The organism is Clostridioides sp. ZZV15-6598 (genome assembly GCF_020657705.1).
In the GTDB taxonomy this organism is placed as follows: domain Bacteria; phylum Bacillota; class Clostridia; order Peptostreptococcales; family Peptostreptococcaceae; genus Clostridioides; species Clostridioides difficile_F.
Genome location: NZ_JAGWCS010000036.1, coordinates 16,045 through 34,145 on the forward strand (window position 1 = coordinate 16,045; position 18,101 = coordinate 34,145).

17 protein-coding genes and 1 riboswitch are annotated in these 18,101 nt (G+C 29.3%); of the genes, 1 reads left to right on the forward strand and 16 read right to left on the reverse strand.

All coding sequences use genetic code 11. The annotated features are described in order from the left end of the window. Positions 1-55: 55 nt before the first annotated feature. The 14 genes from KGF50_RS09180 to KGF50_RS09245 form a co-directional block, all read right to left on the reverse strand. Positions 56-820: an ATP-binding cassette domain-containing protein gene (locus KGF50_RS09180; RefSeq protein WP_227847760.1), complete on the reverse strand. Its 765-nt coding sequence runs from the start codon at positions 818-820 to the stop codon at positions 56-58. Continuing rightward, complete coding sequence (locus tag KGF50_RS09185) at positions 804-1,754, reverse strand: ABC transporter ATP-binding protein (RefSeq protein ID WP_227847761.1); 951 nt, start codon at positions 1,752-1,754, stop codon at positions 804-806. Before KGF50_RS09185 ends, KGF50_RS09180 begins: the two co-directional genes overlap by 17 nt. A 14-nt stretch (positions 1,755-1,768) precedes the next feature. Next, the gene (locus KGF50_RS09190; RefSeq protein WP_227847762.1) at positions 1,769-2,605 is read right to left on the reverse strand and encodes an ABC transporter permease; all 837 of its coding nucleotides are present in this window, start codon (positions 2,603-2,605) and stop codon (positions 1,769-1,771) included. A 1-nt stretch (position 2,606) separates the two neighbouring features. Beyond that, positions 2,607-3,554, reverse strand: a complete 948-nt coding sequence (locus KGF50_RS22545) for an ABC transporter permease (RefSeq protein WP_227847763.1) — start codon at positions 3,552-3,554, stop codon at positions 2,607-2,609. After that, positions 3,554-5,134 carry an ABC transporter substrate-binding protein gene (locus KGF50_RS09200; protein ID WP_227847764.1) on the reverse strand — a complete coding sequence of 527 codons (1,581 nt, stop codon included), beginning with the start codon at positions 5,132-5,134 and terminating at the stop codon, positions 3,554-3,556. Before KGF50_RS09200 ends, KGF50_RS22545 begins: the two co-directional genes overlap by 1 nt. A gap of 140 nt (positions 5,135-5,274) precedes the next feature. Continuing rightward, a riboswitch (cobalamin riboswitch) is annotated at positions 5,275-5,442 on the reverse strand. A 207-nt stretch (positions 5,443-5,649) separates the two neighbouring features. Further along, a complete protein-coding gene (locus KGF50_RS09205) occupies positions 5,650-6,348 on the reverse strand; it encodes a methyltransferase (protein ID WP_227847765.1) in 699 nt (232 codons plus the stop codon). Between the two features lie 2 nt (positions 6,349-6,350). Then, positions 6,351-7,124, reverse strand: a complete 774-nt coding sequence (locus tag KGF50_RS09210) for a Rossmann-like domain-containing protein (RefSeq protein WP_227847766.1) — start codon at positions 7,122-7,124, stop codon at positions 6,351-6,353. Continuing rightward, the gene (locus KGF50_RS09215) at positions 7,102-8,157 is read right to left on the reverse strand and encodes an ATP-binding cassette domain-containing protein (RefSeq protein WP_227847767.1); all 1,056 of its coding nucleotides are present in this window, start codon (positions 8,155-8,157) and stop codon (positions 7,102-7,104) included. The genes KGF50_RS09210 and KGF50_RS09215 overlap by 23 nt, the downstream gene beginning before the upstream one ends. Continuing rightward, positions 8,147-8,842, reverse strand: coding sequence for a GTP-binding protein (locus KGF50_RS09220; protein ID WP_227847768.1), 696 nt, complete (start codon positions 8,840-8,842; stop codon positions 8,147-8,149). The genes KGF50_RS09215 and KGF50_RS09220 overlap by 11 nt, the downstream gene beginning before the upstream one ends. 92 nt (positions 8,843-8,934) lie before the next feature. After that, complete coding sequence (locus tag KGF50_RS09225) at positions 8,935-10,023, reverse strand: ABC transporter substrate-binding protein (protein ID WP_227847769.1); 1,089 nt, start codon at positions 10,021-10,023, stop codon at positions 8,935-8,937. A gap of 19 nt (positions 10,024-10,042) precedes the next feature. Next, the gene (locus tag KGF50_RS09230; RefSeq protein WP_227847770.1) at positions 10,043-10,822 is read right to left on the reverse strand and encodes an ABC transporter ATP-binding protein; all 780 of its coding nucleotides are present in this window, start codon (positions 10,820-10,822) and stop codon (positions 10,043-10,045) included. Position 10,823: 1 nt separating this feature from the next. Further along, entirely contained in the window at positions 10,824-11,834 is a 1,011-nt protein-coding gene (locus KGF50_RS09235; protein ID WP_413926814.1) for a FecCD family ABC transporter permease, read from the reverse strand. 4 nt (positions 11,835-11,838) lie between these two features. After that, positions 11,839-12,573 carry an enolase N-terminal-like fold-containing protein gene (locus tag KGF50_RS09240; RefSeq protein ID WP_227847771.1) on the reverse strand — a complete coding sequence of 245 codons (735 nt, stop codon included), beginning with the start codon at positions 12,571-12,573 and terminating at the stop codon, positions 11,839-11,841. A 399-nt stretch (positions 12,574-12,972) separates the two neighbouring features. Beyond that, the gene (locus tag KGF50_RS09245; RefSeq protein ID WP_227847772.1) at positions 12,973-13,371 is read right to left on the reverse strand and encodes a PTS transporter subunit EIIC; all 399 of its coding nucleotides are present in this window, start codon (positions 13,369-13,371) and stop codon (positions 12,973-12,975) included. A gap of 146 nt (positions 13,372-13,517) precedes the next feature. Between KGF50_RS09245 and KGF50_RS09250 the strand changes: the two genes are divergently transcribed. After that, positions 13,518-14,843, forward strand: coding sequence for a hypothetical protein (locus tag KGF50_RS09250; RefSeq protein ID WP_227847773.1), 1,326 nt, complete (start codon positions 13,518-13,520; stop codon positions 14,841-14,843). A 261-nt stretch (positions 14,844-15,104) separates the two neighbouring features. Here KGF50_RS09250 and KGF50_RS09255 read toward each other — a convergent pair whose 3' ends face one another. Both KGF50_RS09255 and KGF50_RS09260 read right to left on the reverse strand, forming a co-directional pair. Beyond that, positions 15,105-16,484: a M20 family metallopeptidase gene (locus KGF50_RS09255; RefSeq protein WP_227847774.1), complete on the reverse strand. Its 1,380-nt coding sequence runs from the start codon at positions 16,482-16,484 to the stop codon at positions 15,105-15,107. Positions 16,485-16,514: 30 nt separating this feature from the next. Then, a complete protein-coding gene (locus tag KGF50_RS09260) occupies positions 16,515-17,723 on the reverse strand; it encodes a hypothetical protein (RefSeq protein ID WP_227847775.1) in 1,209 nt (402 codons plus the stop codon). Positions 17,724-18,101 lie beyond the last annotated feature (378 nt).

Sequence of the window (18,101 nt, forward strand, 5' to 3'; positions counted from 1 at the left end):
AAAATGGCTCTTACTAATGTAATAATTTATTGACTAAACAATTGATTACTATAATTTAAAAATTATTAAAATTCTCAATAAGCTCTTTGGTATAAGCATGCTTTGCACTTTTATACAATTCCTTAGCCTCTATAGTTTCAACTATCTTTCCATCTAACATGACCGCAACCTCATCACTAACTTCTTTTACTAAGTCTATATCATGAGATATAAATAAATAGGTTATATTAAACTGTTTTTGAGCTTTTTTTAAAACTTGTATGACTTGAGCTTGCACAGATACATCTAGCATTGACGTAGGTTCATCTAATATTATAAATTTAGGATTTAATAAAAGCACTCTAGCTAAAGCAACTCTTTGTATTTGTCCTCCACTTACTTGATGTGGGTATCTATTTAAAATTTCTTCACTAAGCCCAACAAAACTTAAATATTCACTTATGTATTCTCTTGCTTTATTTTTTTCATAGAGTTTATGAATTTTTAATGGCTCCACAAGGCTTCCATATATAGTTTTTTTAGGACTTAGGGCCGAATCTGGATGTTGGAATATTATCTGCATCTCTTTTCTTAAATCCCTCATTTGAGAAAAATCATAATTACTGATATCTCTCTCATTAAAATAAATTTTACCTCCATCAGATTCAATAAGTCTTAAAATAAGTCTTGATAAGGTTGATTTTCCGCATCCACTTTCTCCTACAAGACCTAAGGTTTTTCCCTCTTTTATTTCAAACGATACATCATCTACCGCCTTAACTATATTTTTATTGATTATTCCACTTTTAAACTCCTTATAAAGGTTACAAACTCTTATCATAAAGAAAGCACCTCACCTTTGAACCATTAACATCAAATAATCTTGGCTCATAATCAATACATGTTTTTTTTGCAACCTTGCATCTTGGAGAAAATCTACATCCTTTTGGTAAGTTTGTTAAACTTGGTGCTACCCCTTCAATAGGTATTAATTTTTTATTTGGCTGTGAATCAATTAAACCTCTTGTATAAGGATGTAATGGGTTATTAAATACACTATTCTTTGAACCCTCTTCTATGATTTTACCTGCATACATAACTACAGCTTCATCACAAAGCTTTTTAGCCAGCATTAAATCATGAGTTATAAGTATCATGCTAACACCCATATTATTTCTTAAATCATAAAATACTTCATATACTTGTTTTCTTATTATTGCATCCAATCCTTTAGTTGGTTCATCTGCAATTATCCAATTAGGTTTTAGTGCTGTACCTATGGCTGCCAACGCCCTTTGACTCATGCCTCCACTTAACTGAAATCCATACGAATTATAAACCAACTCACTATTTGATAAAAAGAATTTTTTTAATATCTCTAAACTTTTACTCTTACAAGAATTCTTTTTCTCTTTTTCATGATAATAAAAAAGTTCATTCATATGACTTCCTATTTTTAATATTGGATTAAAAGAACTTGATGGATTTTGTGGTATTAGTGCTATTTTTCTACCTCTGATTTCTCTAATTTCCTTTTCTTTAATTTTTAGCAAATCTTTTTCTTCATATAAAACACTGCCGGAAACAGTTGAATTATTAGATACAAGATTCAAAATCCCTAGTCCTAGTACTGATTTTCCACTTCCAGTTTCTCCAATAATTCCTGTAATTTTGCCACTTTGAAAGGTTCTAGATACTCCATCTACAGCTCTTACTTTTCCTTCTTTAGTATTAAAATGAATTTTTAAATCTTTTATACTTATATCTCTATTCATAGTTTTTATTCCTTCTAAAGATATTGGCTTAAAGAGTTGCTTTTTTCATCAAACATATCCCTTAGTGCATCTCCAATTAAATTTATACTGCAACACAATAATAATATACTAAAACCAGGTGCTAACAATAGATTTGGATAACTTCTAAAATGAGTCTTAGCATCATTTATCATAACACCCCAATCTGCTTGAGGTGGTTGTATTCCTAGACCTAAAAAACTTAGCGATGCCATAGAAAGTACACTTTTACCTATCCTTATTGTAAATAGTACTATAAAAGGAGCAAATATATTTGGAATTATATAGTGCAAAATTATATAAAGATGACTAGCACCTAATGCTCTTGCACCTTCAACATATTTTTCTTCTTTTACCTTTAATACCTCTCCTCTAACTACTCTTGAAAAACCAGCCCAGGAAGTGAATACTATTGCAATTAATAAACTTTTTATACCTGGTCCAAGAACTCCAGCAAGAGCAATCATAAAGCTAAGACTTGGAAGACCTTGAAATATATTTACAATAGACTGGATTATTGTATCTACTATACCACCACAATATCCTGCTATTATCCCTACAAAACTGCCAAATAGCATTGTTAATAAGGTTGCTAAAAAAGCTAAGGATATTGATACTCTGGCTCCATATAATATTCTACTTAGAATATCTCTCCCTAGAGTATCTGTACCAAGTATATGTTCTCTAGAAATTCCCATTAATCTATCAGCCATTTGTACTTTATTAGGGTCATATGGAGCTAACTCTGGTGCAAATATTGCAACAAGTATCATAATTATTAGCACTAAAAAAGCTAGTTTATGTATAAATAACATTTCTTTAAATTTCTCCATATTATTTACCTCCCACCCTCATTTTAGGATTAAGAAATAGGTAACATATGTCTACAATTAAATTAAATACTATAAATATAATCCCTGTAAATAGCACATATCCTTGTACCACTGGATAATCCCTACTCATTATTCCTTGTATTACATAGCTTCCCATACCTGGAATACTAAAAATAACCTCAACCACTGTGGAGCCTCCTAAAATAGCACCAAAATAGTTTCCCAGAACAGTTACAATAGGCATTAATGAATTTAAAAAAGCATACTTAAAAATAACTATTTTATTTGGCAACCCCTTAGCTTTTGCCACTGTTATATAGTTTTGTCCTATACTTTCTATTAAAGTTGCTCTATTTAGCCTTGCTACAGTTCCTATAGTTCCAGCTGCTAAAACAAATCCAGGCATTATTAAATGTTTAATTGTACCATACCCACTTGTAGGTAGCCATCTAAGAGTCTCACAAAATATACTTAACATAATAATAGCTAACCAAAACCCTGGAATAGATGTCATAAGTAAGGATACAAAAGTACCAATCTTATCTATCGCTGAATCCTTTTTTAAAGCCATTATTATAGCTAGTGGTATAGATAACACTATAACAAAAAACATAGCCATTAAAGATAAAGAGAAGGTTATTGGTAACCTTCTTAATATCTCTTCTGTGATAGATGTCTTTTTGATATAGGAAAGTCCTAAATCTCCAGTCATAGCTTTTTTAGTCCAATTAACATACTGGACTATAATATTATCATTTAACCCTAATTCTTCTCTAACTCTTTCTATTTCTTCATCTGTAGGAGCAGAAATACCATCCATACTTAAATATTCAACTGCTGGGTCACCAGGTGCTATAACCCCTAATATAAATCCTAGAAAAGTTATTCCTATCAAAATAGGGATAGTCATCAATATCCTTCTAATTAAATATTTAAATGGTGTTTTCACTACTTACTCCACTCCATATTTGCTAATGTAGTTCCATATAATGTAGGTTTGTACCCAGTTATTTTTTTATTATAAGCAATTAAGTTAACGTCTTCAAATAATGGTATAGCTGATGGATGTTCTGCTGATATATCTTGAAGTTCATCATATATTTTACTTCTTTCATCTAAGTCCATTGTTTTTTCTAATTGACCTATTAATTCATCTGCTCTTTCATTTTTATAGCCCAATGAATAAGCTATATTACTTGACCCTGTGCTTCTCATATAACTATCAAATATAGAAAATGGTTCTGCATTTGGAAGACCTTGAGTGTGAAGTGCTATATCATAATTTCCTGTTTTTTGTGCTTCCTTAAAAGCAGCTCCATCAAGTATAGTTATTTTAGAATTTAATCCAACTTCACTTAATACAGATTGTATATACTCTGCTACAGTTTTGTATGGATAACGGTCTACACCATAAGATGGTATTATAAACTCTAACTCTTTTGTTTCCCCTTTTAACTCATTTTTTATGATTTTTTTTGCTTTTTCTGCATCATAAACAGGTTTAATTTCCTTAGCAAAAGGAGAACCTTGGTTCAATATATTCATAGTTGGAGTTCCATATCCTCCATAAAATTTATTTACTATAGTTTCTCTATCCAACAACAAACTTAGTGCTTCTTTTATCTTAACATTATTAAATGGTTCCCTAGTGCCGTTTGTAGATACAAATTGAGTTATTGTTGATGGAGATGTTTTAATCTCAAAATTTTCATCCTTTATTAGCTCACTAGCTAACTCTGGAGTAATAGCCCCTAAATCCATAACACCCATAATTTCCTCTGATTTAAGTGCTGTGTAACGAGTTTGTGCATCTTTAATTACATTTACTCTTACATTTTTAACTTTACTTTTATCTCCATAATAGTCTTGATTTCTCTCTAACGAAACAAATTGTTCTTTTTCTCTTTCTTTTATCTTAAATGGACCAGTTCCTTGTGCATATTTAGTAAAATCTCCTGTTTTTATATCAAAACACTCCGGACTATACATAGCACTTCCAAATCTAGCCATGTTGTATATTAAAGTTGATATTGGTTTACTAAAAGTAAGTTTAACTTCATAGTCAGAAACTTTATCCACACTTTGTAAATTAGGATATGTCTTTTCTATATCAAACGAATAAAAAGGTGAAGCTTTCGTTTTCATATTCATATAACGTTCAAAGTTTTTTACTACTGAATCTGCATTCAAATCTACACCATCATGGAATTTTACACCCTTCTTTATTGTAAATTTCCATTCTTTATAATCATCTGAATTTGACCATTTTTCTGCAAGTTCTGCCTTTGGTTTTCCATCATCACCCAGTCCTATTAGTGGTTCCCAAACATAAAGTATAGAACTTGTGTAGTAAGCATCTTGTTCACCTGGTGCCAAATCCCTAGCTGCTGCTAAGACTACTTCCTTTTCATTATTCATCTTACTAACATCATTATTTTCCTCTGGTTTACTACACCCTGTTATCAATGATAACATCAGCATAACTGCTAAAATTATACTACTCAGCTTCCCTTTTGAAATCTTCCTCATGATACATTTCCCCCTTATTTAGAAATATGAGCATAAAAAAAGTTATAGCAAATAATGCTATAACATCCCATTTTAATATGTATACTTTAACTTCTAAATTCCATATACAAAACAATAAATCTAGTTGCTCCCCCCTAAATTTATTTGCTAATATTTAATGTAGGTATCTGACTTACATTTCATTTTCTCAGCCTTTCCAAATAACATCTGTTGGCTATGTAGAATTTATCCATGCTTACAGTGATGGGTTCGTGTTGGATTTTCACCAGCTTCCCTACTCTTTAAATACGTTTATTCAATTCTTAGTTTAATTGTATGCAATCTTATATAAATTGTCAACTTAAATCAAAATATAGCACTATATGCAAAATTAAAAATTATAAATATATAGTAATTCATCTGATAAAAACACTACTTTTAATTTAGTATTTATATTTACTAGTTGTATATGTTACAAATTAAGTGTCTAATCTTTATTATGGAATATAAATATTTAAATTAAAATTTACAATTATCTATCTATTAAAGTCTATTATAAAAACAGATATTTTTTTTTCATATGGAAGGTAATAAGCTACTTTATCCCCTTTAACTACATTTTTCATAATATGATTGTATATAGTTTCATACTCTCCGCCTTCATCATAAGATTTAGCATACCTAACTATATCATCTTCACAAGTAAATGTCTGTCCAAATTCAAGACTTAATGGCATTAATTCATATTTAAGTTTCTTTTTATCTAATAATGCTTTTAAATTTTTTGAACTATGTCTTTCTACCATATCCATTCTTTTCTTAGATACTGGAATATGAGTTTTGGATTTATCATTAACAATTGCAATTAATCTATTACAGTGTTCATTAAAAAATTCTATATTCTCATATGAAAAAAATGAAATTAATATAGTATCAAATTTTGTATTTATCTCTTCAAAATCCTTGACCATATATCTAATATTGTTTATATTATTGTCTTTTGTTGATTTTTCTAAGTAATTTATAGCATTTTGATTTATATCAATACAAGTTATCTCTTTCAATTCTTTGCTTAAATACATATCTATTAAACCTAATCCACAACCTACATCACAAAAAGTTTGGCTATCTTTGATGTATGGAATTATTTCTTTAGCTAATCTCTTGTGAAAACCAGTATATTCACTTGCATCAACAAAGGATTTTATTGTAGTATCATTCCAATTCATTCTCATATTTAAATTTCCCCACTACCTTTTAAATTTACTTTCTGACCTGTACTGTAAAACATATTGTTTCTCTCATTTCCACTTATTATGCTCATTACTTTATCATGTTCTTTAATTACAAATCCTGATAAATCATTTACTCCATACTTAAATAATATAGGTGCCATTGGAGTTGCTGGACCTACCAATACCACATAAGCATTTTTACTTAATTCTAAATACCAAGGAAAGGTTTTTGTACTTAATGTGTAACAAGATATAACTACAAAGTCCTGTTTAGGTAAGATATATGGTGCTGAAGTCTCTGGATAATCACCATATATATCTTCACTTTCTATTATGGATAAATCACACACAGGTGCAAATAGTTGTTCTAAATAGTGAAAATGACCTATAACCGCTACCTTTTTCCCCCTTATCATATTTTGGTATGAAATAAAAGGGTCATTAATTCTATCTTCTATAAAATTGTTTTCATTTAACTTTATATTATTTTCTTTTGAAACTTTTACAGAATTATAATAAGAATTTATTGCAGCCAATCCGATTCCTGATTCTGTGATATTCCAAGACTTAATACATCCAGCTATTTCATGTAAATATTTCCCTTTAAAAGATTTTACGAACTCTGGAGGACGTCCATCTTCATTATATACAAAACCTATACCACTACCTACACTACTTCTTACTAAAATATTATGTTGCCCAACAGCTATATCTTCAACGATTATATCCTTAGGAATTCCTTCTATTAAGTCATCATAAAGTTCCCACAAAGTCATTTACCTCCTCCTGTACAATACTTTCTATTTCTTTTCTATTTAAGACTTCACCTTTTCTAACCTTGTGCCTAATATCTAGTAAAATATTATCTAAGCTTTCTATGTATTTAATACTTTCTATTTCTTCATCTGTCGTAGATATTACCTTTGAAATTCCGCCATTTTTAATAACTATTCTTTTATTAGCATTTAAAGCTAATATAGGGTCATGTGTTGAAATCAAAATTATTTTTTCCTTTTTAGATAATAGTCTTAGAGCTTCCTTTCTATCTATACCTGCATTTTCAATTTCATCAATTAAAACTATCGGTGAAGAACTCATATATGCAGTATCAGATATCATAAGGGCCCTTGATTGACCTCCCGATAATTGAGTTATTTTTGTGGTTAATTCAAATTTTTCTCCAGCTAGTTTATTAGCACAATAAAAGCATTTTTTTACTATGTCATCTTGATTTTTACAGAAACGACTTTTAGAGTGCATTTGTAAAAACTCTTCTACAGTTAAATCCATTACAAAATTCATATTTTGAGAAAGTTGGGCTACTAATTTTCCATCCATAACAAAACGAGTTTCATCACTTGGAATACTTTCATTTATTAATATTTGTCTGTTCGTAGGAGTGTCTCTCTGCGCTAAACATTCAATATCCTCTAACAGTCTACTTTTTCCTGAACCTGTAGGTCCAACAATACTTATAATTTCTCCAGCCTTTATTTTTAGCGAAATATCTTCTTTTTCTTTTAGCTTATTGTGCCCACCATTAATAGTAATGGTTTCTATATTTAAGCTCTCTTCATCTTGGTCAAATTCTTTTAAAAACTCCACCAGTTTAATGTATAATTCTTTTTTCTCTATACCAAAAGTTATATAAAATTCCTCATCTAAAGATTCTATTAGATTATTAAAAGTAATTGAATCATCTATATTACTTAGATTATAATTTAAGAAAAAATCAAAGGCCATAGAGTAGTTTTCTTTTATCTCTTCTATAGACATGTTTAGTAAATTTTCATAATTATCATACTTCATAGTCAAACTCCATTTTCTTTATCATTCCCATTTGATAAGATTCTCCAATTCTAGTCTCTCCAGTACAGTAAGAACACACTGATGCTGGTGTTGTAAAACGTAATTGTTTTTCTCTAAGCGTGCTTATTTCTTTTATATCACTTAAATATTTCTTAAGTAAAAATACTCCTTGACCTGTGATTCCATTTATAAATATTATCTTAGCTTTTGAATTTACTTGACGTACATTAAAAGAAAATACCTCCCTTTCTGCTTGTGATACTATATCTCCTTTTGTGATTACAACAATATCAGCATATTTTAGCATTGGTCCTATTTTTCTAGGTGTATTTATCCCAGATAAATTATCTATTACACAAACTGCTGGTATAGTTTTTATATATGGTGAGCAACGATTACAAAGCCCTGCACTTTCAGTAATTAAAATATCTAAGTTTAGTTTTTGAGACCAATAAAGTGCATCTTCAATATTGCTTATAAAAAAATGGTCTGGACAAATTTTACCAGAAAGTCCAATTTGAACAGGTATATTATTCTCTTCATATCTAATCTGGTCAAAAGATGTAAGGCAGTCAAACTTTACTACTCCAACCTTATTTTTTTCTGCATCCATAGCTTTAATTAGATGAAGAATAACAGATGTTTTTCCAGATGATGGTGGCCCTGCTACTGTAATTAGTTTCATATCAATTCCCCTTTTTGTGAAAGAAAGTAGGTAAAATCCTACTTTCTTCTAACTTACATCTATATATTATTTAATAACTTTATATCTATATACTATTTAATAGCGTTTTTAGTTAATTTGCTATATTGTTCATCACTTAAATCAACATGATAAAATAACTTATAAAATTCTTTTGTTTTTTCTTTTAAATCATAATTAAAATGCTCTGGATAAAGTATTTCAGATAACCAAATCATACCCATATATCTATTTACAGATGGAGGGAATCCCATCCAATTATATGGTGTGCTTGGTGCTTCATAGTATTTACCACTAGATATCGCACTTATTTTTTGCCATTCAGCTTGACTTCCTACTTTACTATATATACTCTGTGGTGCAAACACTATTACATCTGGATTCCATAAGTATAATTGTTCTAATGATACTTCATTTCCATTACCTTTACTTGATGGTTCATCAAGTTTTGCAACATTATTTGCAAGTATATTAATAATTTCAGAGTGGAAAGACCCTTCTGCGATTACATTTGTCCCTGTATCTCCTACGCAATAAGCAAGGTTCACTTTATTCTTATCACCTATTTTCTTCATCGTTTCTACAGTTGTATCATAAGTAGTTTTACAGTAATCAGCTAATACTTTTGAATTATCTTCTACATTTAAAATTTCTCCTAGCTTAGTGTAACATTCTGACATATTAGCAGTTGTAGCCTCTATAAATATAGTTGGTATACCTATTTGTTCTTGTATATCATCTAAATCTTCTTTCATGCTACCTTTCTTCTCACCTATATCGATAATTACTTGTGGCTCTGCTGCTGCAAGGGCTTCCATATTTAAATCTCCCTTACCATAAAATTGACCAAAAACAGGAAGGTTAGTATATTTTTCATCTATATATCCCTTTGCATCATTTGCCCACTCTCCTGATAATCCAACTAACTTATCTGGTGCTACTGAAAATAGTACGATTTGTGCTAAACTTCCTGAGGGTGCTATTTTTTTAATATTTGATGGAATCTCAACTTTTCTACCTACTGAGTCAGTAAACATTACTGTTTTAGATGTTTTTTTATCCTCTTTTTCACCTTTAGCATCATCATTTGATGATGTACATCCAACTAAAGATGTTATTGCTAAAACTAGCACTAACAACAATGATAATAATTTCTTTTTCATTTTATCCCCCTTAAATAAATTATATAGTTACACTTTTTGGTATACAGACTCTGATTTTATCATTATATAAGCTGTTTAATTCTACATCTACATTATATAATTTTTTAATTAGACCAGAATTAATTATGTACTTAGGTACACCAAAAGCTAATATTTCATGATTGTATAAAGCTAAAACCTTGTCTGCATACAAAAATGCCTGGTCTGGATTATGTGTTGACTGAATTATTATATATCCATCCCTTGTTAATTCTTTTACTGTATTTAGTACTCTGATTTGATTACCATAATCTAAATCAGAGGTCGGCTCATCCATAATAAGTATCTTTGCATTTTGAGCTAAAGCTCTCGCAATAAGTACTAATTGTCTTTCTCCTCCACTTAAATTTACAAAACTCCTATCTTTTAAATAGGAAATTCCTATTTTATCTAAAGATTCTTCAACTATTTCCATTTGTTTTTTGGTAGGTTTAGACATAGGTGAAATTTGTGATGTTGTTCCCATCAATACCATTTCAACAACAGAATAACTAAACACAGGATTATGAGACTGAGGGATATAAGCTATTTTTCTTGCTAAATTCTTAATTTTATAATCCTTCAAGTTTTTTCCATCCAATAATATTTCACCTTTATATCCTTTTAATAACTGAAGTATACACTTAAACATAGTACTTTTCCCTGCACCATTAGGCCCTAATATACATAGTAACTGACTACCTTCAACATTAAAGGATATTTGATTAAGTACATTTTGATCTTTATAAAAATAACTGAGATCTTTAACTTCTAAAATCATATTAATCCTCCCTTTTCGTAATCAGATATATGAAAAATGGTACACCAATAAATGATGTTAATATACCTATAGGTATCTCACTAGTCCATAAATTTCTAGATACATTATCAACTAACAACAAAAACGATGCTCCAAACATAGCTGATGTTGGCAATAAATAAACAAAATTATTTCCAACTAATCTTCTAGATAAATGTGGTATTACAAGACCAACCCAACCTATCATTCCACTTACAGCAACACTTGCAGAAGTTAAAAGTGTAGCACATATAATAGTAATAAATCTTATACGCTTTGTATTTATCCCCATTGTTCTTGCCTCATCTTCTCCTACAGTCAATATGTTTATTTGCCAGCTCATAAGTATTAGAGGTACTATACCTATTAACATAGGAATAATTGCAAATTTTATATCAGATATTTTAGCTCCTGATAAACTCCCCATTAACCAATATGTAATTGCAGGTAACTGGTCATTAGGGTCTGCTACAAGTTTTATAAAAGATGTACCTGAAGAAAATAATGAACTTACCATAATACCAGATAAAATTAATCCTAACACTTTACTTCCCTTTGTTCTTTCACTTATCAAATAAACTAAAATTACAGTAATTAAACTAAAGATGAATGCACTAACAGTAACCTCTCTACCACTTTTATAAAGAAATAACGCTAGAGCTGCTCCAAATGCTGCTCCTGATGATGCCCCTAGTATATCTGGTGATGCCATAGGATTTAAAAAAATATATTGATATGATGCTCCTGCAGCTGCCAATGCCCCACCTACTAAACATGCAAGTACTATTCTTGGTAATCTAACATTTAAAAATATAGTTTCCATGCTATCTGTCCAAAACTTATCTATATTACATATTTTTGAAATTAAAATTCCAAACACTTGATGTGGTTCTACTGGATATTTTCCAAGTGCTAATGATACTAATATCAATGCAATCAATATAATAACTAAACAAAGCATAATTAATTTATTACTTCTTACACTCTTACTCACTTATTTAATCCCCTTTTGTCTCTACTATTTTCATTATATTACCTGTCTTTTCAACATCTTCATAAGGTGCACTTACTTTTACTAAATTAAAACATTTGTCTATATCATCTACAACAAATCCACCTATATTTTTTATACCTAACTTTTTAAAATCTGAAGATATAGGTGTCGATATATCACAAATTACGCTTTCTTTATTAAGTGAATCATTGGCTATTTTTATTAAATGTTTATTAATAATTAAGTCTCCACCTAAATATGTACTATCATAGTTTTCTACTAAATATCCATATGCTGATATGTTGTAATCCCCTTCTTCTATTTTTCTATTGAAAAAATCCACATCATATCTAAATTTAATTTTATTTTTATTTTGAAGATTTCCCTCTACTACTGCTATTTTTTTTGATGAATCATCAATCATGGAAATAAAATGATGATTAATTTTCTCTACGCTTAATGATTTATTGCAAATATTCTGATTATAATAAGAATTTATTGCTGCTAACCCTAAACTAGCTTCCATAAAATTCCAAGACTTAATCAACTTGCATAAATCTTTTAAAGACATGTTTATTTTTATATTGTTTTTAAAAGGAAATCTTTTATTACATAATAAATGACTAATACCTGCTCCATAATCTGTTATTACCATAGCAAACTCTGAGCCTATAATAAAATCTTTTACTCTTATGTTTTCTGGTACTTTATCTATTAAATTATTATAAAACTCCCACATTTTGTCACCCCCTTCAAAGTAATTATATTACGTTTTATACTATTTAGCTATAATATTTCATATTTTTTTACAATTTTAGTTATGTTTTATTATGTTTTGTTATGTTTTATTATTTTTTGCACTTCCTTATTTTTTAATTTAACAGTCATATTTTAAAGTCATCAGTTTATTTAGTAGATATGGCTATTATGCACAAGTTTTCCATAGATTCAAAATAACTATAATACTCTTGCAACTAAAAAAGCCATGCAAACTAATCTAATTTGCATGGCTTTATATTCATCAATCTACACCTAATGCAGCTTTAACTTTTGCTGCTATTGTAATAACTCTTGGTCCAAATATAACTTGAACTGAATTTTTCTTTCCAACTACTCCATGTACACCTAAATCATTCATTTACGTAAGTACATATGTTAATCCTGCTAGTGGGACATATGCTGCAAAGTACAATAATGGTGCAACAAATAAGACTGTATTTATAACTGTGTACATTCCTATAAATAAAACAATTCCTCCTAATGCACCCCCTCCTTTTTCATTTTTGTATAATCCAAAGGTTATACCAGTAACAAAGAATATTGGTAAGTATCTCATTACCATAAATCCTAAATCATTTATTGCTTTAAAGAATACATTTATAAATGAGCCTTCCTGTCTTAATCTACTAAACCTTAAATCATAAACTTTTTCCATATTTGCAAAAGCTAACCCTAATCCTATAAATACCCCTGCTACAACAAGTAATATAACAGGAATCATCATTGATCCAGAAAGTACTTGTAATTTATCCTTCATTTTGAATAGATTATAATTAGTTAGACAATAAATATTTTGTCATGATATTATTATATATAATAGTACAAAGAGATATTGTTTTATCAGAGCTAGAAAAAGTAATATCTAATATGAAATAATTATACTAATTGAAAAGGAAGTAGTCTATGAAAATAGCAATCATAACAACTGAATTCTTAAAGGAGTTTGTAGAGAACTCTATAAAAAAATTAAATATTAATGCAGAAACTGAAATATATATTTATAAAGATTTTTCTCATGTTGGAGATTTATATCTAGAAATCGAAGATAAGTTTGATGGATTTGCAGTTAGTGGTCCTATCCCTAAGGAAGCTATTACAAAAAAAGCTGGTACTATTAAAAAGCCTTTAGTTGATTTTGGTACTGATTTACAAAGTTATTATGATATGTTTCTAAAACTTATTTTTAAATACAATACATTAGATTTTTCTAGAGCATACTTTGACCTAATGGACTGGGCAGATAATCCAAAAGATATATCATATTATTTATCAAATGGTACATTTGGAGATTTAATGTGTAGTATTAATGAAAATGCCTCTAAAATGAGTTTATCTGATATAGCAGAACTTGAAAAAAATATTGCAAAAAAACATATTAAGTTATGGAATGAAGGTAAAATTGATTTTTCTACTACTCGTTTTAGTAGTATTGTTCCTATATTACAAGATGCAGGAGTGAATTTTCATTTCATATATCCTGACATAAATTTATTAAAAAGTACTTTTAATGAATTAATAAAGGATATTCATCTGCATAGAATGAAAGTAAATCAACCAGGTGTAATATATATAACAGCTAAAGATACAAACTATGATGATTATACTGTAGATAAAATTTATAAGATATTAAATACTATAAAAAAAGATAAATTAACTGATTTTATAATTGAAAAGAGTAGCAATTCTTTTAAAATTTTTACTAAATGTGACACTATTAAATCATTAACTAAGGATTTTACTATATGTTACATAAAAGAATTTATTGAAAATAGTATAGATTTTAAAGTATGTGTTGGGTATGGGATTGGTAATGATATAAAGCAAGCTATGTCTAGTGCCATAAGTGCTAATAAGGAATCTAAAATAAATCCTTTAAACTACAGTTTCTTAGTTAACGAAAATTATGAGACAATAGGACCTTTATTATGTGATAAATTACTTACTGTTTCAAATAAAGTAACTCCACACATAAATACAATTGCTAAAAATTCTAAATTATCTACTCTTACTATTCAAAAGATTATATCTGTTACTGAAATTCTTCAAAGAGATGAAGTTACTCCTAAGGAATTATCTTCTTGTTTAAATGTAACAGTAAGAACTGCCAATAGATTTTTAAGTAGTCTACTAAAGTCTGGAAATGCTACTATATTATACGAAAAACAAAACTCAACAAAAGGTAGACCTGAGAGGGTATATAAATTATTTATATCAGAAGATAAACATTAAAATCTAGAGTGCATAAAAATATTTTATCATTGTATAGTAAATAAAGTTATATAGTTTTCTAAAAGGTATATCTTATATTTATTTTTTAAGATATACCTTTTTGTGATATTTATTAATAATTTATGTTATTAGCTATTAAAACTATTTTCTAGCCATTTCAATGCACAATGAGCAAATAACCAGCAAAATTTCGCTTTCTTTTGATAAGGAAAAATGCTGACATAAAAATTGTAATATTATATTTTAAACTTTATCTTGCTTTTAAGGAGTTGGAATATCATCTGGAATAGGACACTTATATGTTTTCCCATTCATTGATTTATCGAATTCTTCTTTTGCCTTTTTAGCTATTTCTGGATTATTCAGTATCTTAGCTCCAAACATAGCCATAATTTTTGCCGCATATATCATACCTTTTTCTCCAATAGAACTTCCTGCACAAGATGTAAACTGCCAACTATGCCCAGGTGCACCTAGATTTGTACATCCTGTAAAAAAGTATGCTGTAGGAACTATATGCATTACATCTCCAATATCAGTAGAACCATAGCTATTAAAGTTTGTAACATTTCCTCCACCATAATATAGGTGAGTTCCTTCTGGTAAATTATATTTACTTATCATAGCCTTATATTGTTGTGGGCTTTGTCTATCTAATTCAGCTGCAAAATCCAATTCATCTTGAGTCCAAGGCTCTTGTGTAATATCATCCATACATTCTGACACAAGATTTGCTAGAACATGATTGTTTAAAGTATTATAGCATCCTCCTAAAAACTCTACTTCAACTTCAGTCTCAGTCATCATTGCAGCTCCTTTTGCTACCTTTATAAGTCTTTCATATGTATTTTCTACAGCTTCCCTACTCAAAGCTCTTGTGTAATACCATACTGATGCTTTGTCAGGGACTATGTTAGGTGCTACTCCTCCATCTGTAATAGTATAATGAATTCTTACATCAGAAGTAACATGCTCTCTCAAATAATTAGCTCCTACATTAGTAAGTTCTACAGCATCTAAAGCACTTCTTCCATTTTGAGGGTCTGAACCTGCATGTGCAGTTATCCCCTTAAAATGAAATTTTACAGAGTTAACAGCTGTTGATATACCAACTGTAGCTTCACTAATTTTATTTGGATGGAAATTTATAGCTAAGTCTAGACCTTCAAATGCACCGCCTCTAGCCATAAATCCTTTGCCTGTCAATTGCTCTTCTCCTGGACATGCATAAAATACTATAGTTCCACTCAAATTATTTTCTATCATTTCTCTTTTAAGTCCTACTACCGCTCCTACATGTGCAGTACATAATAAATTATGTCCACATCCATGACCATAAGCTCCCAATTCAAATGCTTCTTGCTTTGTTGAAACTTTTTGGTTTAAACCAGGTAATGCATCAAACTCTCCCATAAAACCTATAACTGGTTTCCCTGAGCCAAAACTAGCCTTAATAGCTGTAGCTAAGCCTCCCACACCTATTTCTACATCAAATCCTTCACTTCTTAGAAAATTTGCTGTATTTTCACATGCTTTGAACTCTTTAAATGCTTTTTCTGGATTTTTCCATATTTTCTTACTCAAACCATCAAGTTTGAGTCTTTTTTCTTCTATCTCGCTTATAGATATACTTCCTATCATTATCTCTACCCCCTATAAATATATTTCATATTAACCAAATATAAGTGGACCTATTATACTAGCAAATGCCACTGAAGCAATAGTTACAGTAACAAATCCCCCTATAATCATCTTTGGTAATAAATAATCTGTTGCCCTTTGTTTTTCTTCTACAGTTCCTTCCATAGCATCAATACCTTCATTAGAAATTATCTGTGTTGCTGGATAAGCAAGCATACAAGTTACACCAATTGCTGCTGACATTCTTGGAGAATATCCCAATAACTTTCCTACAATTGCAGTAAATAGTATTATGAATACAGCTCCTACAACTAGTATTCCTATAGTTGGAACAATCATTGCAAATAATGCTGTTGGAGTTACCTTAGCAAGTCCTCCAGGTAACATTAACATACATCCAAACATTATAATCCCATTAGATTGAGATTTATCTAAAATTCCTTTTTCTAAAAATCCTATTCGTGTAAAAATTAACCCTACTAACAAGCATGCTATATTTGGATTTAAATAATAATTTGCTGGAGTAAATCCTGGTATTAGAGTAGCCAATCCTACAAAGTTCCCAATCATAGCAACAAATGAAAGTTTTGCAAGATATACTAGAGTAGATGATTTTTTACTTGATTCTTCTTTAAAAATTCTCATACTTGGAAGCTTAAAATTACTTTTTGATTCATCCTTTAAGAAATCTCCTCTATCTCTTTTAAATTTTAATTCTTTATTTATACAATATGTTGTTATAGGAATACCAAAGAATTTTTGAAATGATAATACTAGAATTACAAATGCTGCAAGTTCAGGTCTGTTTGCTGCTTCTGCAACCGTTGTTACAATAATACCAGCAACAGTGGAACCTGCTATTGGAGGTGCTGCTATTAAAGCATACTCTCTACCAAATAACATACTACCAACTGTGAAACAACCAACCGCTATGCCTACAATACCTACTAATGCAATTACAACTGTTTTCCATTCATGACATAAATCCTCAAGATTTATAAGTGTTCCTAAGTTAGTTATTAATAATGCTATCCCAAAGTTACTCATTGCAGCCAATATCCCTGATGCTCCTGTAATATCTTTTGGAAGAATATTTGTCCAAAATCCTAATAAAAATATAATACATACAAATAGCAATGTTGAAATTGCACCTTTTGTTTTCTTAGATAAAAACTCACTAAAAGCATAAATCATTACACATACAGCAAAGCAAGTAAGCGGATTCCAAAAATTTTCCATTGTTGTTTCCTCCTGAATATAATAATTTTTTATCAATAAAACAATAATTATAAAATGTATATTCTGTAGTTATTCTTAACTACATATAGTATAGATTGATATTTCTTGAAGCCATTTTTATACGTCTCAAATTATTCCTAAAATACCTAAATAAATATAACTAGAGTTAACTTTTTAAATATTAACTATAATTATTCATATACCAAATCTCTTTTCAATTTTTAATCCTCTACATTATTTTATAAATGCAGAATTGTACTATAACTATCTTTAATTTTCATATACATGTTAGAAGACTTGTCTTTATTTAAATATTAGATATATAATTTATACTTTATATACGTCTTAAATTATTCTTAAAATACCTAATATAAGTTA

Coding starts and splice junctions, on each gene's coding strand:
- KGF50_RS09180 (WP_227847760.1), bottom strand. CDS start 820: ATGATAAGAGTTTGTAACCTTTATAAGGAGTTTAAAAGTGGAATAATC.
- KGF50_RS09185 (WP_227847761.1), bottom strand. CDS start 1,754: ATGAATAGAGATATAAGTATAAAAGATTTAAAAATTCATTTTAATACT.
- KGF50_RS09190 (WP_227847762.1), bottom strand. CDS start 2,605: ATGGAGAAATTTAAAGAAATGTTATTTATACATAAACTAGCTTTTTTA.
- KGF50_RS09200 (WP_227847764.1), bottom strand. CDS start 5,134: ATGAGGAAGATTTCAAAAGGGAAGCTGAGTAGTATAATTTTAGCAGTT.
- KGF50_RS09205 (WP_227847765.1), bottom strand. CDS start 6,348: ATGAGAATGAATTGGAATGATACTACAATAAAATCCTTTGTTGATGCA.
- KGF50_RS09210 (WP_227847766.1), bottom strand. CDS start 7,124: ATGACTTTGTGGGAACTTTATGATGACTTAATAGAAGGAATTCCTAAG.
- KGF50_RS09215 (WP_227847767.1), bottom strand. CDS start 8,157: ATGAAGTATGATAATTATGAAAATTTACTAAACATGTCTATAGAAGAG.
- KGF50_RS09220 (WP_227847768.1), bottom strand. CDS start 8,842: ATGAAACTAATTACAGTAGCAGGGCCACCATCATCTGGAAAAACATCT.
- KGF50_RS09225 (WP_227847769.1), bottom strand. CDS start 10,023: ATGAAAAAGAAATTATTATCATTGTTGTTAGTGCTAGTTTTAGCAATA.
- KGF50_RS09230 (WP_227847770.1), bottom strand. CDS start 10,822: ATGATTTTAGAAGTTAAAGATCTCAGTTATTTTTATAAAGATCAAAAT.
- KGF50_RS09240 (WP_227847771.1), bottom strand. CDS start 12,573: ATGTGGGAGTTTTATAATAATTTAATAGATAAAGTACCAGAAAACATA.
- KGF50_RS09245 (WP_227847772.1), bottom strand. CDS start 13,371: ATGAAGGATAAATTACAAGTACTTTCTGGATCAATGATGATTCCTGTT.
- KGF50_RS09250 (WP_227847773.1), top strand. CDS start 13,518: ATGAAAATAGCAATCATAACAACTGAATTCTTAAAGGAGTTTGTAGAG.
- KGF50_RS09255 (WP_227847774.1), bottom strand. CDS start 16,484: ATGATAGGAAGTATATCTATAAGCGAGATAGAAGAAAAAAGACTCAAA.
- KGF50_RS09260 (WP_227847775.1), bottom strand. CDS start 17,723: ATGGAAAATTTTTGGAATCCGCTTACTTGCTTTGCTGTATGTGTAATG.